At 34.4% G+C, this 16,742-nt stretch carries 12 protein-coding genes and 1 tRNA gene; 11 read left to right on the forward strand and 2 right to left on the reverse strand.

The window, feature by feature from the left end; genetic code table 11:
• The first annotated feature begins 141 nt into the window (after positions 1-141).
• From OXU93_RS00605 to OXU93_RS00630, 6 genes are all read left to right on the forward strand, one after another.
• On the forward strand, positions 142-891 hold the full coding sequence (locus OXU93_RS00605) for a TerC family protein (RefSeq protein ID WP_267383906.1): 750 nt from the start codon (positions 142-144) through the stop codon (positions 889-891).
• A gap of 102 nt (positions 892-993) precedes the next feature.
• Positions 994-3,603 carry a DNA mismatch repair protein MutS gene (gene mutS, locus OXU93_RS00610; protein WP_416378788.1) on the forward strand — a complete coding sequence of 870 codons (2,610 nt, stop codon included), beginning with the start codon at positions 994-996 and terminating at the stop codon, positions 3,601-3,603.
• 694 nt (positions 3,604-4,297) lie between these two features.
• Entirely contained in the window at positions 4,298-4,684 is a 387-nt protein-coding gene (locus OXU93_RS00615) for a DUF3110 domain-containing protein (protein WP_267384719.1), read from the forward strand.
• Between the two features lie 7 nt (positions 4,685-4,691).
• On the forward strand, positions 4,692-5,609 hold the full coding sequence (murQ, locus tag OXU93_RS00620; protein ID WP_267383908.1) for an N-acetylmuramic acid 6-phosphate etherase: 918 nt from the start codon (positions 4,692-4,694) through the stop codon (positions 5,607-5,609).
• Positions 5,610-5,768: 159 nt separating this feature from the next.
• Positions 5,769-6,692, forward strand: a complete 924-nt coding sequence (locus OXU93_RS00625) for a cation diffusion facilitator family transporter (RefSeq protein ID WP_267383909.1) — start codon at positions 5,769-5,771, stop codon at positions 6,690-6,692.
• Positions 6,693-7,933: 1,241 nt separating this feature from the next.
• Positions 7,934-8,971, forward strand: coding sequence for a phosphoribulokinase (locus OXU93_RS00630; RefSeq protein WP_267383910.1), 1,038 nt, complete (start codon positions 7,934-7,936; stop codon positions 8,969-8,971).
• Between the two features lie 170 nt (positions 8,972-9,141).
• Here OXU93_RS00630 and OXU93_RS00635 read toward each other — a convergent pair whose 3' ends face one another.
• The gene (locus OXU93_RS00635; RefSeq protein ID WP_267383911.1) at positions 9,142-9,333 is read right to left on the reverse strand and encodes a hypothetical protein; all 192 of its coding nucleotides are present in this window, start codon (positions 9,331-9,333) and stop codon (positions 9,142-9,144) included.
• A gap of 493 nt (positions 9,334-9,826) precedes the next feature.
• Here OXU93_RS00635 and OXU93_RS00640 point away from each other — a divergent pair.
• The 5 genes from OXU93_RS00640 to OXU93_RS00660 all read left to right on the forward strand — a co-directional run bounded on the left by OXU93_RS00640 (position 9,827) and on the right by OXU93_RS00660 (position 14,521).
• Positions 9,827-9,898 (forward strand) — tRNA-Gly (locus OXU93_RS00640).
• A 61-nt stretch (positions 9,899-9,959) separates the two neighbouring features.
• Complete coding sequence (locus OXU93_RS00645; RefSeq protein ID WP_267383912.1) at positions 9,960-10,469, forward strand: hypothetical protein; 510 nt, start codon at positions 9,960-9,962, stop codon at positions 10,467-10,469.
• 63 nt (positions 10,470-10,532) lie between these two features.
• A complete protein-coding gene (locus OXU93_RS00650; RefSeq protein WP_267383913.1) occupies positions 10,533-11,795 on the forward strand; it encodes a glutamate-5-semialdehyde dehydrogenase in 1,263 nt (420 codons plus the stop codon).
• Between the two features lie 303 nt (positions 11,796-12,098).
• Complete coding sequence (gene der / locus OXU93_RS00655) at positions 12,099-13,457, forward strand: ribosome biogenesis GTPase Der (RefSeq protein WP_267383914.1); 1,359 nt, start codon at positions 12,099-12,101, stop codon at positions 13,455-13,457.
• A 266-nt stretch (positions 13,458-13,723) separates the two neighbouring features.
• Entirely contained in the window at positions 13,724-14,521 is a 798-nt protein-coding gene (locus OXU93_RS00660) for a PD-(D/E)XK nuclease family protein (RefSeq protein ID WP_267383915.1), read from the forward strand.
• Between the two features lie 545 nt (positions 14,522-15,066).
• Here OXU93_RS00660 and OXU93_RS00665 read toward each other — a convergent pair.
• On the reverse strand, positions 15,067-15,963 hold the full coding sequence (locus OXU93_RS00665) for a ParA family protein (protein WP_267383916.1): 897 nt from the start codon (positions 15,961-15,963) through the stop codon (positions 15,067-15,069).
• Positions 15,964-16,742: the final 779 nt, after the last annotated feature.

Below are 16,742 nucleotides of genomic sequence, written 5' to 3' on the forward strand. Positions count from 1 at the left end.
CCTGTTATATTTTCTGTCTTTACTTTTCCGAGAGAAAATCATTTATGATAGAACAAGGATCAAATAAATACCAATTTGCTTCCAGCTTGATTTCGTGCTCACGCATTCATTGAATAATTTCAATTTAGTAAACATTTTTTAATGCTAGACCAGATTGTTAATTCTCCCCTTTTATTTAGTCTTAAAACTGTCCTAATATTTTTAGTTCTTATTATCTTAGAGGCTGTCTTGTCCGCCGATAATGCTATTGCTTTAGCTACTATTGCCCAAGGATTACCGAATAAAAAATCACAAAAACATGCTCTAAATTTAGGATTAATTTTTGCTTATATTCTACGAATTGCCCTGATTTTAACAGCGACTTGGGTGATAAAGTTTTGGCAATTTGAACTATTAGGAGCCCTATATTTACTATGGTTAGTGTTTAATTATTTTGCTTTTCAAAAAGAAGAAGAATATCACCAAAGTTTACAATCTAAATCATTATGGCAAGCTATTCCTGCAATTGCTGTTACAGATTTAGCATTTTCTCTTGATAGTGTGACCACAGCAATCGCTATTGCTGACAATATTTGGTTAATCCTATTAGGAGGAACAGTTGGGGTGATTACCTTAAGGTTTTTAGCAGAATTATTTATTCATTGGTTAAAAGAATATATTCATCTTGAAGATGCAGGTTTTATTACTGTGGGTATAGTTGGAGTTAGACTCCTAATACGAGTGATTAATACTGATCTTGTCCCCCCTGAATGGTTAATGATTAGTAGTATAGCATTGTTGTTTTTATGGGGATTTTCTAAACGATCTTCTGAAGAAATAGACACCCAAGAAGTGCTAATAGAAGACTTAGAACTTAAGGAACACGAGGAGCCTCAAAAGATATCTTCATAATAAATGATATAAACGATTTGTAATGACTAACTATAAGAATATAGAGTACATAATAACGTTTGATTACGAAGAAAAACTTACACTTATAACTAATTATTCACTATTTCAATCATGACTGTTTATCCTAGATCTAAAGTTGGCACTAAAAAATATCCTCATACTGATTATCGTTATCTTAACTTCCAAAAATTAACTCCTATGTATCAACATTATGTTGATGTTAAAGATAAATATCCTAATGCTTTATTAATGTATAGAGTAGGAGATTTTTTTGAATGTTTTTTTCAGGATGCTGTAATAATTTCCCAGGAATTAGAATTAGCGTTAACCAGTAAAGATGGGGGCAAAGAAATTGGTCGAGTAGCAATGACAGGAGTACCTCACCACGCCTTAGAAAGGTATAGCCGTTTATTAGTAGAAAAAGGTTATGCTTTGGCTATTTGTGATCAAGTAGAAGACTCCTCTCAAGCAGTAGCTCAAGGGCGTATGGTGGAAAGAAAAGTTACCAAGTTACTTACGCCTGGAACCCTGACAGATGACGGCATGCTACAAGCAAAGCAGAACAATTTTTTGGCTGCTGTTGTAGTAGAGAAAGAACATTGGGGTCTCTCTTATTCCGATATTTCAACCGGGGAGTTTTTCACTACTCAAGGGCAAGCATTAGCTAATCTAAACTTAGAATTATTCCGTCTACAACCGTCAGAAGTTTTGGTTCCTAGCAATAATCCTACTATTAGTAGTTTATTACGTCCCGGAGAAAAATCAGAATATTTAATTAGTGGATTGCCAGAGTGTTTTTGTTATTCCTTACGATCACAAACTCCTTTTACCTTAAATCAAGCTAAAAAGCGGCTTTTAATAACCTTTAGACTCCGTTCCCTTGAAGGAATGGGATGTGAACATTTACCTTTAGCAATTCGTGCTGCGGGGGGGCTGTTAGAGTATATTGAGGATACTCAGAAAGTCCATCAGCTCTCCCTACAACCCATACGAACTTACAATCAAGCTGATTTTCTCATTTTAGATCATCACACTCGTCGTAACCTTGAAATCACCCAAACTGTAAGGGATGGAACCTTTCATGGCTCTTTATTGTGGGCTTTGGATCGAACTTGTACTGCTATGGGAGGTCGAGCATTACGTCGTTGGTTAATCGAGCCTTTGTTAATTATTAAAAAAATTAATGCTCGACAAAATACAGTTAAAGAGTTAGTAGAAAATACTTCATTGCGCCAAGATTTACGTCATTTATTACGCAGTATTTATGATTTAGAAAGGATTACAGGTAGAGTTGCTTCAGGAACAGCAAATGCGAGAAACTTACTATCATTAGCTGAGTCTTTGGTTAGGTTGACTAAGTTGGTAGAATTAGCTTCTCAAGGAAGTTCTCCTTATTTAAAAAAGTTGCAAGAAATTTCTCCTGAATTAGACAAATTGGGGCAGTATGTCATTAACCATTTAGTTGAATTTCCCCCTCTTAATTTAAAAGATGGAGGCATAATAAAAGACGGTATTAACAGTGACTTAGATCTCATTCGCCATCGTCTTGAAGATGATCATCAATGGTTAGCTAATTTAGAGTTAACAGAAAAGCATAAAATTAAAGTATCTAATCTAAAAGTTGGTTACAATAAAACTTTTGGTTACTATATCAGTCTTCCTCGTAGTAAGGCCGAACTAGCGCCAAATAACTATATTCGTAAACAAACATTAACTAATGAAGAAAGATACATAACTTCTGAATTAAAAGAGCGAGAAACCCGTATTTTAACAGCACAAGATGAGCTTAATAAATTAGAATATAAAATATTTGCAAATTTACGTTTAAAAGTAGCCGAAAAAGCCCAGGAGATTCGCGATGCTTCTAAATTAGTAGCGGCTATTGATGTCTTATTAAGTTTAGCAGAAGTAGCTGTTTTTCAAGGATATTGTTGTCCTGAATTTATCGAAGGAAGAGTAATAGAAATAATTGGCGGAAGACATCCGGTTGTTGAACAATCTTTGGCAGCAGGTGAATTTGTTCCTAATTCAACCTTAATAGGCAATAATCAAGATGACAATACTCCTGATTTAATTATTTTAACTGGTCCTAATGCCAGCGGAAAAAGCTGTTATTTAAGACAAGTAGGACTAATTCAATTAATGGCACAAACCGGAAGTTTTGTACCGGCTACAACTGCAAAATTAGGAGTTAGTGATCGCATTTTTACCCGTGTAGGAGCGGTGGATGATTTGGCTACAGGACAATCAACTTTTATGGTAGAGATGAATGAAACCGCTAATATCTTAAATCATGGAACTGCTAAATCGTTGATTTTATTAGATGAAATAGGACGAGGAACTGCCACTTTTGATGGATTATCCATTGCTTGGGCAGTTGCAGAATATTTAGCAACAAAAATTCAAGGAAGAACAATTTTTGCAACTCACTACCATGAATTAAATGAATTAGCATTTATTCTCTCTAATGTTGCTAATTATCAGGTGACAGTACAAGAATTACCTCATGAAATTATTTTTCTACATCAAGTACGTCCAGGGGGCGCAGACAAGTCTTATGGGATAGAAGTGGGAAGATTAGCTGGATTACCAAATTCAGTCATTGAACGAGCTAAACAAGTAATGAATCGGATTGAAAATCATAGTAAAATCACATTAGGAATTCGCCAAGGGACAAAGGACTTAACGATACAAGATAGTGAAAGAATTTAAACAACTTTGCCAAATAATTATTTCTTAGTAAGAATTAAACGTTAATTTTTAATAGTTATTACTTTGACTTATATTTTTGATATCTATTAGATAGAGATCTACTCTAAGTTTTTTAGACAAAAAATCTAGTTAATACAAGCTCAATAATTAGAATTTAAAATTGATAATACTTTCTGACCTATAAATTTAACTTTTAATTGAACTAAATTTGCTATTGGTATTTTTTACTAAAAATAAGCAACTATCTTACTGGATTTTTCTCTAAAAAGATATAAAATTTAGCAACGCAGCAATGTTTTTTACCTAATTAAAGTTGTTGATGTCTTATGTAATTAATTTTATTTGGTTGCGTATGTTACTAAAATATATATACACAGGTTATATATATTTTAATTTTGTTAGCCTAAATATATTTTCTCATTGATTATTATCATAAAGTTATTTATACTATTGTGTCAAAAATTTTTATTTCAATTGAAAATACTAGAAAATCAGAACATAAATCTATATATTAACTTTTTGAAGTTTACACTAAAAATAGTTAGCTTGTAACAATGGGAACAAGAAATATTTAACAGGGTAGATGTAGATCACGCTCCTTAATTAACATTAAGTCAGCAAGAAAAACTAAGTTGTTGTAGGATGAATCCTGGACCTGTTATTAATGAATGTACTGAAGGAAGAAGGAGTTTGTATGGCTAAAATCTATGTTCTACTGTACAATGCTCGCACCGAAAGTGAAGGAATTCACACCATTCAAATGGGCGATCGTACCAAAGTTTTAATGTTTGAGTCTGAAGACGATGCTACCCGCTATGCTTTACTTCTCGAAGCTCAGGATTTCCCCCATCCGTCCATTGAACCTTTGGAGATAGGAGAAGTTCAAGAGTTTTGTCAAAAAGCCGATTATGATTATGAATTAATTAAAGAAGGAATGTTAGCCATTCCTCCAGAAACAAATATAGAAACTGATTGGAAAAATGAAGAAATTCCTAAAAAAAAGGATTTACCAGAAACGACTCATGATATGTCTTCTGACGAATTAGATCGCATTCGTCGCCAATTAGAAGAGTTGATATAACAAATCTATGGATTATTTAGAAAAACGAGACCATCTACTGACAGAACAGATCAATCCCAATAGTCACAATTTAGACCAGTTAAGTCCCATAGAGTTAGTCGATCTATTCAATCGCGAGGATGCTCAAACTCTTAAAGCCATTGCTCAGGCCAGACTAAAATTGGCTCAGGCTATCGAAATAAGTGCAAAATCTTTGGGACGAGGAGGGCGATTATTCTATGTTGGAGCAGGAACTAGTGGAAGGCTAGGGGTTTTAGACGCGACAGAATGTCCCCCTACATTCTGTACCCATCCTGACCTAGTACAGGGTATTATTGCCGGAGGAGCTTCTGCTTTAATGAGAAGTTCAGAGAATCTCGAGGATTGTAAAGAAGATGGAGCCTCTGCGATTATCCAAAATCAGATTGTGGATAAAGATGTGGTTGTGGGAATTAGTGCAGGGGGAACAACTCCTTTTGTTCATGGTGCATTAGAAGCTGCAAAAGAGCGCGGTGCAACCACTATCGCCATGACTTGTGTTCCTGCTGAACAGGTTTCTATAATTGTCGATGTTGATATTCGCCTGATAACTGGTCCGGAGATTTTGGCTGGTTCCACTCGTTTGAAAGCTGGAACCGTAACCAAGATGGCCTTAAATATCCTATCTACTGGAATTATGGTACGTCTTGGGAAAGTTTATGGTAATCGCATGGTAGATGTTTCAGTAACTAATCGTAAACTCCATGATCGAGCTCTCAAAATATTAGAAGATCTTACAGAGTTAGATCGCGAAGACGCCGAAACTTTACTAGAAAGTAGTGGAAAGCGAGTAAAGTTGGCATTATTGATGCACTGGAAAGCACTGGATGCTCAACAGGGACAACAATTATTAGATAAGTATCAAGGAAACCTCAGAAATGCAATTCAAGTGTACAGTCAAAGCTAGTCAAGATTTTCAAGCTTTTTGAGAAAGAAATAGTAATTTTGAGCCAATTCATGAAATGAAAGGTTAAGTTTTCAAGGAAGTGCAAAATCTCAGTATAATAAAACTGAACAAAGGTCAGAAACCTCTGACTCAAAGACTTGAACACTTCATTTAACCTCTGTGGTACAAGATAACCATTCTCAAGTTCGTCAGGTCTTACTCATCACCCTATTTCTCAATCTATTTGTGGTGGGGTTAAAGGCTACAGTAGGCATTATGACTGGTTCGTTAAGTTTACAGGCGGATGCTATTCATAGCATTACAGATAGTGCCAATAATATTTTAGGGTTAATTGCTAATAGTTTGTCTTCTCCTCAACCTAATCGTCATCACCCTTATGGACGTCAGAAATATGAAGGAGTGGCTACCTTAGGTATTGTGGCCTTTTTAGGCATTGCCTGTTTTGAAATTATTCAAGGGACAATCAAAAGAATTTATTACGGTGGTCAAGAAGTTAGGGTCTCTGGAGCGCAAATATGGATTTTGCTAATTGTTTTAGGTGTTAATATTTTCGTCGCTTTTTATGAACGTCGTGTTGGAAAACGGTTAAAAAGTCCGATTTTAGTAGCAGACGCCTATCATACTATGAGCGATATTTGGGTAACAATTATAGTGCTGGGAGGATTAATCGGAATTTGGCAAGCAAGACAGTTAGATCTACCGCAACTTCAGTGGTTAGATGCTATATTAGCTTTTCCTGTTGCGTTTTTAGTATTTATCAGTGGTTGGCAGGTACTACGGAGTAATGTCCCTTGGTTAGTGGATGTTATGGTAATCGCTCCTGAAGCAATCCATGAGATTGTTATGGGAGTTCCTGGAGTACTCAATTGTCATGACATCGCTTCGCGGGGACTCTTAGGAAGACAAGTATTTATTGAGATGCATTTGGTCGTAAATTCTCCAGATGTGGAGGGGTCTCATTGTATTACGGAAATAGTAGAAGAGAGATTAGAAGAGCGTTTTAGTCCTGTACGGGTGGTGATTCACATAGAACCTCCTAGCTATCAGTCCTCTGAAATTAGTTTCGGGACTAAAATATCTTAGAGGGAATGCGATAAAATAAATGCAATCCCCTGCTGAAAAAGGATATTACTATGGATACTCTCAGCTTTATCTCAGTCCTTTTTTAAATTTTTTGGAGTAACTAACACTTTAGAAAAGATACTTATTATCAAATTCTTTATGATAAGTATGAAATAGACTAGAGGGGATCCTTTAAAGATTTAGATTGCTTTCAGTTATATATTAGTTATATTTTCTTTGAAAATAAACATTTACTTATAATATTTGGATAGAATTTATGAACAATTAAAGATTAATATTATTTAGACAAAGTATCATAGTCTCGGTTGTTTAACTAAAATTACTAGATTATTATTATTGTTGCTTAGTTAATTTCAGTTAAATTTGTTTATAATTGATCAATAAATTTCATATATCAGTTAACTCAATTGCTATCGATATATAGTTAAAATAATTTCATTGATTTGTATATCATTTTGGCGATTTGGCAATTAGTTTCGATAACAAATATTTTATTTGTAAGTTTTTATGATACACAAATCACGAGAATTACAATACATTAAGTTAATATATAAACATTTTAGTAAAGATAGAAAAGACACTTTATTGAGTATTAGATAACTAATAATGCATAACATGTTATACATTATTAGCAAGCTTTAACAATTGAACAATTTTAATTTAAATGTCAAATCAACAAAATAACAAACATATTACTATAGTAATTCTTGAAAATTAATAGTCAATACTCACTTTTTTTTCTAATAAATTTTGATACTGTACAAAGTAATTTCTAAAATGAAAGATAGTAGTTGCTTATGATACAATTCAAATATCATGGCATGGTAGGTAAATAGCTAAAATTAAGCTCAATTAACATCAAACATTTTTACAGTACCGTATTTGTGTCATCGGAATTAAGAGACAGCCTGTCGTCGAACTGTGGGACTAATTGTATCCTTTGACATAACTGGTCGACTTATAGGTTGAAGAGCAACGGAAGAATCACAAAATTTAATGTTCGGTGATTCACTACCATATACTTAATTTACTCGAACTTGTTGTGGTCTTGTGAGAACACAACAAGTTCTAATTGTGGGACTGATGTTGGATATTGGCTGATAACAACCAACATTTGAGTGATCTTTTCAGTAAAAAAGCTTATCCGTAGTTCACAGATTTAAGCTCCACTTTTTGGGGCGTTTCGATCACATGGAAAAGAGGCCAAGTTAACAATTGGCGTTTTGCATTTAGGGGGAACTATGTCCACTCAGCTAGACCGTGTAGTTCTTATTGGGGTCGCAGGGGATTCCGGTTGTGGTAAGTCAACTTTTTTACGTCGCTTAACAGATATATTTGGTGCAGAGTTCATGACGGTCATCTGTCTAGATGACTACCATAGTCTTGACCGCCAAGGAAGAAAACAAGCTGGAATAACGGCCTTAAATCCTAAAGCTAACGACTTTGATTTAATGTATGAGCAGATTAAAGCTCTTAAGTCAGGAAAAGGTATTAATAAACCAATTTACAATCATGAGACTGGAATGATCGAGGCATCAGAACACATAGAGCCAAATAGCGTGGTTGTCATTGAAGGGTTACATCCGCTCTATGATTATAGAGTTCGTGAATTAATTGACTTTAGTGTTTATCTTGACATTGGAAATGAAGTTAAAATCAATTGGAAAATTCAGCGTGATATGGCTGAACGTGGTCATACTTACGAGGATGTACTGGACTCGATTAATGCCAGAACCCCTGATTTTAATGCTTATATTGAATCGCAGAAACAATATGCAGATGTCGTTATCCAAGTCTTACCTACTCAACTAATCAAAGATCATAAAAGTAGGCTCTTAAGAGTACGTTTAATCGAAAAAGAAGGGATTGCTTATTTTGAACCTGCTTATTTATTTGATGAAGGATCTACTATTGTTTGGTGGCCCTGTGGGCGTAAACTTACTTGTGCTTATCCAGGAATTAAGATGTATTATGGTCCAGATAATTTTATGGGAAATGAAGTCTCTATCTTAGAATTAGATGGTCAATTCGATAATATTAAAGAAATGATCTATGTAGAAAGCCATCTTAGTAAGACTGGAACAAAATACTATGGTGAAATGACAGAATTGCTACTTAACCATAAAGATTATCCTGGTGCTAATAATGGAACGGGTTTGTTCCAAATATTGGTGGGACTCAAAATGAGAGAAACTTATGAAAAAATAACCGCTTCTGCAAAGACTCCGTCCAAGTATTTATTTGGTCTCAAAGATGGACTAAGGGGTCCTTTTCAATAGGCTAACATACAGATAGCAATATGAAGATGGCATCTAGTCTTAGAGTTTAAATGGTTTTTAAATACAATTACTATTTTTTTTATAGCTTTTAGGGTTGATTACCAAAAATTTATTTTCTCTGATTTTTAGCTTAAAGTCGTTTGGGTCAGCGTTCATGAAGTGGTTTAATATTACTGAGAAGACTTGGATACGGTACGCATTTGTTCAAGTAATGAGCCAAGTCCCTTTTCATAATTAGAGGTGATGGCTAAAAAAGCGCCAGCTAGAAGATAAAGAGGAAAGGGGAGCATAAACCCTTGAAACCATTCAAATAATCGAACAAGAACAAAAAGAATACAGACCGTTATCATCCAGACTCCCATATAGGGTACCTCAAATCAATCACTACAATACTCTGAATATTACCATGAGTAAACAACATAAGGGTACTCTAGCTAACCGATAATTTCTTTTAGATTTCCCTGGACAAGTATCCACCCATTGAAAGTCGACTAACGAATACTTGATAGTGAACTGAGTCAAAAGTGTTTTTAAAGTATTTAATAGCTCGAATTTACTCGAATTTAGTTGTTGAGTTAGTCTAAATAAGACTTGTCTATAAAATAAAACATATCATAGAAAACGCGGTAGCTATTCTTGATCACAGAATCCTAAAGAATTTTAGGATAGCAACACAGAAAACACCTTGCAAATGTTACCGTCGTAGATATTACACAGTGTCTTGTTCCTAAACTACTACATAGGGGAGACTAAAATATAGTCTCTTGGGCTACGGGGTTTAGTTTGTGACATCCCACAATAGAGTTGACATTTCGCTTAAGTTTATGAGATAATGCTATGCTAGCAGAAAGAATTGCGGGTATAGCTCAGCGGTAGAGCGTCACCTTGCCAAGGTGAATGTCGCGCGTTCGAATCGCGTTACCCGCTTTGGTTAAGTCTAAACAGACATTTAGGATATATCTCAACGACCGCTGGCCTTCTAAGATTGGTGAAAATCATAAACTATAGCCTTAAGGCAGGGGGCGTAAAGGGGTTGATTAAGCGAAGATTTAGTATTGGAGTCCAGGAATTAGAGACTGTGCTTTGTATAAATAGCGTACATTTTGGAACAGCTAATTTTAGAGGGAATAAACTGAAACTTGTGCAATCCCAAGAGTCTACGGAATTTCATTTGAGTAGTGAATATTTCTGTACCTGTTGGCTACGAGTAAATATCTGCCCGATCATTATTGCCGAGTCTTTCGGTTGCAGTGAGTATCGGGAAGTATTCGTTATTAAAGACAATGGATGGATTGTTCGTCTTCCGTCAAGAAGCTGTTCGTTTGGGCAAGCTTGGTGTTGGACAAACTATCGCTGCTGGCTAAGAATGCTACTTAGCAGAGGAAATACTTTTTTACAAATAAAATCAAAAATTGTAGTGGTCCTGACTGGATGGTTCTGGTTAGCATTGCGATTGCTAGCTAGTCTTCAGTATATTAACCTGAATTATTCCCATTGAACTATCTAGTAACGTTATCGGCAATAATTTTTTGATTAGCCTATCGGCGTTGATGCAAACTCTATGGCAATAGAACGCTCCCCTAACATACTTTTGACATCTGTTCAACGGGCTCACAAGGCTTTTCTCGCTCTAGAAACAAGTGATAGTGTTCATCGTAGCCAAGGTATCCGTGCTATGGCGCAAGGAATTAGCCAAGCCTTTGATGATATCTTGGAAGCTAATACACTTGATCTTGAAATGAGTAGGGAAATGGCAGTTCCGGAGCTCCTAATTGACTGGCTCAAATTAACTCCTGAAAGACTTCATCAGGTGGTCTCCATTTTAGATCGTTTAGCTGAAGTTCCCGATCCAATTCGACGAGTCTTTCATGCACCTTATCCTCTAAGTGCATCTCAGACCTATTGTCAACTGATGCCCCTAGGAGTTATTACTCTAATTTACGAGACTTTTCCAGAATTAGGGGCTATAATGGCAGGCTTTTGTCTCAAAACAGGTAACAGTTTGATTCTACGAGGTTGTGGCTCATCAACTCATTCGAATGCTGTTATTGCTGAGATTCTACAAGTTGCTCTTGAGGAAGTCAAATTACCGAGAGGTTGTCTGGAAGTTCTTTCGGCGGATGAAGGGGCTTCCATTCAAGATTTAGTAACTCAGGATCAGTATCTTAGTTTAGTAATGCCCTATGGCCGTCCTAGTTTAGTTGATCAGGTGACTCGTTTAGCGACAGCTCCTGTGCTTAAGCCTGCAATGGGAAATTGTTATCTTTATTGGTCTTCCACCGTAGATTTAGACTTAATACGATGGGTGATTCTTGATAGTCACGCTAGTAAACCAGATCCTGTTAATGCTATTGAAAAAGTTTTAATTAGCCCCTTGCAAAATCCATCTATTCTAATGAGGTTGTTCAATACTCTACGAGAAAAGGGGTTTCAATTACGTGGTGATGAACAGTTATCGGCAGAGTTTTCCGATTATCTCATCCCTGTTAAATCTTCGGAATGGGAAAACCCCTATCTTGATAAGATTATCGCTTTTAAAGTAGTTAATGATTTACCTGAAGGAATTAGCTGGATCAACCAATATAGTAGTGGACACGCTGATTGTTTAGTGACAGATTCTTATCCAGAAAGTCGTCAATTTGCCATGGAAGTTGACAGTGCACTAGTTTATATTAATGCTTCTCCTCGTTTTTCTCGTTATCCCAAGCAAGGAGAATCCCTCTTTTTGGGAGTCTCCAATCAAAAAGGACACCATAGAGGTCTTATTTCTCTAGAAACGTTCACAACCCTTAAACATGTAGTTCAAGGAAATGGGAGATTATAAAAAAGATTATTGATATCTTCTTTTAGCACATGACCCTCACTAATTGAGTCATAAACGGGGTACATTATTAATGTATAAGCAAGCTCGTTTTTGAATAGGCACAAGTCTAATGATGAGGGAGTTCGTATATCTAGTAAATGTTATTAATGTTGAGATCACTATTGTTCATTTTTCCGTTGGTAGAATATAGAAGTTACTAGTTTTAGAGAATTACCGGATGGAAAATAAGTCAAAGTGTACTTATTCTTAATAAAGAAAGTGTATTTTGTTAATATTTTTTAGTCAGAATCGAGATAGAAAATTATGCCACTACCTATTGTTGCCATTATCGGACGGCCTAATGTGGGCAAATCAACTCTAGTTAATAGACTAGCAGGGGATCAGCATGCGATTGTACACGATGAACCAGGAATTACTCGTGATCGTACTTATCGACTGTCTTTTTGGCAAAATCGGGACTTTCAGGTAGTGGATACGGGAGGATTGGTGTTTGAAGATAACACGGAGTTTTTGCCGTTAATTCGAGAACAGGCTATGACCGCTTTAAATGAATCAAGCGTGGCTATTTTCGTTGTAGATGGAAAAACTGGGCCCACAGCTGGTGATCATGAAATTGCAAGTTGGCTACGTCAACAACCTGTTCCTGTGTTGTTAGCTGTTAATAAGTGTGAATCTGTAGAACAGGGAGCTATTCAAGCAGCACAATTTTGGGAATTAGGATTAGGAAATCCTTACCCAATTTCGGGAATCCATGGTAGTGGGACAGGAGAACTTTTAGATGATTTAATTACCCATCTTCCTCATCCTAAAAAATTGACTAGTACCAATGAAATTAATGTAGCAATTATTGGACGTCCTAATGTAGGAAAATCTAGTTTGTTAAATACTTTTTTGGGAAAAAAACGGGCAATTGTCAGTCCTATTTCAGGAACCACAAGAGATGCGATTGATACAGTGGTTGAAAGGAGTGGACAAAACTATCGATTAATTGATACAGCGGGCATCCGTCGTAAAAAGAATGTTGAATATGGAGCAGAATTTTTCAGTATTAATCGTTCCTTTAAAGCTATTCGTCGTTCTGATGTTGTATTATTTGTAATTGATGCGATCGATGGAATAACGGAACAAGACCTAAAATTAGCAAACAGAATTATTGATGAAGGTCGTGCAGCTGTAATTTTGGTTAATAAATGGGATGCTATTGATAAAAATTCTTACACTATTTATGAGTATAAAACCAGGATATTTTCTCGTCTTTATTTTATGGAATGGTCTCCTATTATTTTTGTAAGTGCAATGACTGGTCAACGAGTTGATAAAGTCCTCAGTTTAGTTAAAAGTTCAGCTGAAGAACACTGCCGTCGTGTGAGTACAGCTGTAATTAATGAGGTTTTACAGGAAGCAGTTAGTTGGCATTCCCCTCCTACAAACCGTCAAGGAAAACAAGGGAAAATTTATTATGGAACTCAGGTATCTACTCAACCGCCAACTATTGCTTTATTTGTCAATGATCCAAAACGATTTAATGACAATTATCGCCGTTATATTGAAGGTCAATTTCGTCAGCAATTAGGTTTTCCAGGTACTCCTATTCGTTTGCTATGGAGGGGAAAAAAAGTTCGAGATATTGAACAAACTGTTAATCGAGCAACCAGAGTATAGAAATATGAGACTATAAATAGAAGTAACAGTTAAAAAATGTATATTTTTATCCTTACAAATTTAGATTAATGTTTGACAATCTAAACAAGTTAATTTGGTGAACTAGAAAACTATTAATCAGTGCTTAAAATCTGCTAAACTAAAAAAGTTTATATTAGTAAGTCTAAAAATATTATTTATATTTATTGAGTGAGATATTAATCCTAAATTTGCAATTCTTTATACTTTTAAATTTGTCAATAAAAAATCATTATTTATCATATTTAGTGAATAATATTAGTTTAATTCATTTATCTCAATCTCATTTGAATTTGTTAGATACTTGTCCTCCTCAATTCCAACGTGTTTATCTAGAACAGTTAGGAACTCCTTTAAGTCCAGAAAAACAGGAAAAATTATCTTGGGGAAATCAATTTCATCAACTAATGCAACAGTATGAATTAGGATTATCAGTTGATTTACTTGTAGCTAAGGATAAACAAATGCAGAACTCTTTAAATGCATTAATTAATGCTGTTCCTAGCTTGAGAAATCCTTCGCAAAATAGTTGGAAAGAAGCTGAACATTCTCGTACGCTTAAATTTAAAGGATATTTATTGACTGTTATTTATGATTTATTAATTGCTAAACCGGAAAAAGCTGAGATTTTGGACTGGAAAACCTATCTTAAACCAGAAAATCCTCAAAAATTAGCTAATAATTGGCAAACTAGACTTTATTTATATATTTTAGTAGAAACGTCTGACTATTTACCTGAACAGATTTCTATAACTTATTGGTTTGTAAAACTTCCAAGTCAGCCGCAATCTTTAACGTTTTTTTATGACAAAGACAAACATAAACAAAATCATGAAGATTTAAAAGTACTTTTAAATAAATTTGAGAATTGGTTAAATGAATATATCCAAGAAAATATTAATTTTCCCCATTCTATTAATTGTCAAATAAACTGCCCTTATTCTCAATTATTGGGTCCGGAACAGTCCACGAGTATCACACTAAATAAAGCGGAAAAAAATTGGTTATCTATAATTGAAGAAATTCAGGAGGTTTCTCTACCATAAAAATGACTAGTTTTTAACAACTTAAAAAGAGAGAAATACCTAATATTATAAATCATACACTTATTTTGATAAATACTAATAAGTTTTTTATAAAAGTAAAATAAATAATAAATTCTAAGAATACAAACAATTACTCTTGTTAGGATAGTTCTTGCTCAACTCGTCTGATTAGCTAATTATATCTTTACTAAATTTTACTAATTTAAGGTAGATATTAGAATACTTATTAAGTAATTGAAACCAAATTTTAATAAACTATAAATAACTTAGCTATTATCTAATAAGCTTAGTATTAATAATTGATTAAAAATCGAAATATATATAACCTTATGTTTTAAAGTAAACTTATATTTCTCGGTCCTATTATAAATAGTATAAATTAATAAATATATATTTTGTATAGAATTTTTAGACAAATCTTGTTATATGTCTACTTATTTAACACCTTTATTTAAAGTTTACGTCCTTTATCATAAGTCTTTATTTTTTATTCACATAATTTTGGGAATTATTAATTATTCTAAACCTGAATTTTAAAAAAGTTTCTATCTTGCCAAGTGGAGTAGCTTATCTAAAAACTCTTCAGTTAATTTAATAAAAGCTTTAGAACCGTTAGAATTTGGCATAGCCGTCACTACAGGGCGAAAACTATCAACTGCTTTAGCTACATTAACATCCATAGGAATTGAGGTGTTAAACAACTGAAAAGGATTAAAATCCTGCTTAATCCTTTTTATAACGCGGTTATAATAACGACTAAGTAACCCCCCTCCTGATGAAATAAACACAACGCCTAATAAATTTAGGTTTAATGGATCAGTTTTTTGATGACTTTCTTTGAGTCTAGCGATACGTCGTTCTAAAAGCTGTATTCCGACAACTGATAAGGGTTCAGGACGTGCTGGAAGTAAATAATAATGGCTAGCAGCTAAACCACTTCTCGTTAACAAATTGTAGCCAGGAGCACAATCCATAAAAATTAGATCATAGTGATCAACAACTGATTTGATAATTTGCTCAATTAAAACTCTTTCAAAATGGGTCCAGGCCGTTTTAAAGTCAGAATTACCTACAATAGCTGCCTGTTTATGTAAAGTTTCTGAGATGATATATTCATCGTAAAGTTCTAGGTCTCCTGGCAATAAGTCCAACCCTTCTATATCGCAAATATAGGGTTGGATTATGTCATGAACATCCAGTTTACTATAGGGATTGGGTTGAACCATGTTATCCAGTAGATAGCTCAATGTGCGACGTTTTTTTCGGATTTTGGCGAACTCATGAGGTGACATTAAACTTAAAGTAGCACTGATTTGAGAATCCAAGTCTAACACCAGTACTCGTTTTCCATGATATTTAGCCAAGCAAGTAGCTAAATTAACTGTAAGAGTTGTTTTACCGACCCCTCCTTTCATGTTGACGGTACTAATCACTAATCCCATTTATAAAATTCCTTGTTGAGTAATATAGAAAATAAATACCTTGACTAGGATTAGTCTATCAGAATCACCGAAGATTAATGTCTTTATCAAGAGAAATAAGTTGCAATCGGCGATATTTATTGTTTTTGATTTTGTTTTAAATCATTTAACCATTTTCTTGACTATCCAGTAAACACTTTACATGTTTCTAATCCGGAAGTAAGACTAATCTACATTCCATACTAATAAACAAAAGACTAAATTTATAATGTAATATCTATCGGAAGCTAGTCTCATTTGTTAACTGTTGCTACAGTGATCATAAGGATAATAATAGCAGCCTGATTTGTATAAATAAAAAAATTAACTTGAGAAGTCCCTAAATCGATGATTAAACTAGAATGAGTATAACTCCAAGTACAAAATGAGAATCTTTGCAAACACTTGGATTGAAATCGGTGATGTAAGTACTAAAGACAATTTTAAATATCTTTATCCATAGGATATCAACAGTTATTAAAGTAGCCATTAACATTGCCATTTCTAAGATGGGAATTAGTAAAAATAGAAAATTGACTAAGATTTGTCTACTGACTTTTACTTATGTTATGGCTGATATAGTTGTCGCTTCAGGCATAGAAGAAGTAGGCTTCAACTTAGCTCATTCCAATCATTATAAAATAGTGGTCCTATTAGACTTAATGAGGAGAACTTATCCTCACTCATAAGCAATTGCTAAAAACAGTTTAACCGGAGGTGACTTAAACAATGGATAGATTATTAAGATAAATTATTGAGTT

The organism is Cyanobacterium sp. uoEpiScrs1, from assembly GCF_947331815.1.
Classification (GTDB): Bacteria; Cyanobacteriota; Cyanobacteriia; order Cyanobacteriales; family Microcystaceae; genus Rippkaea.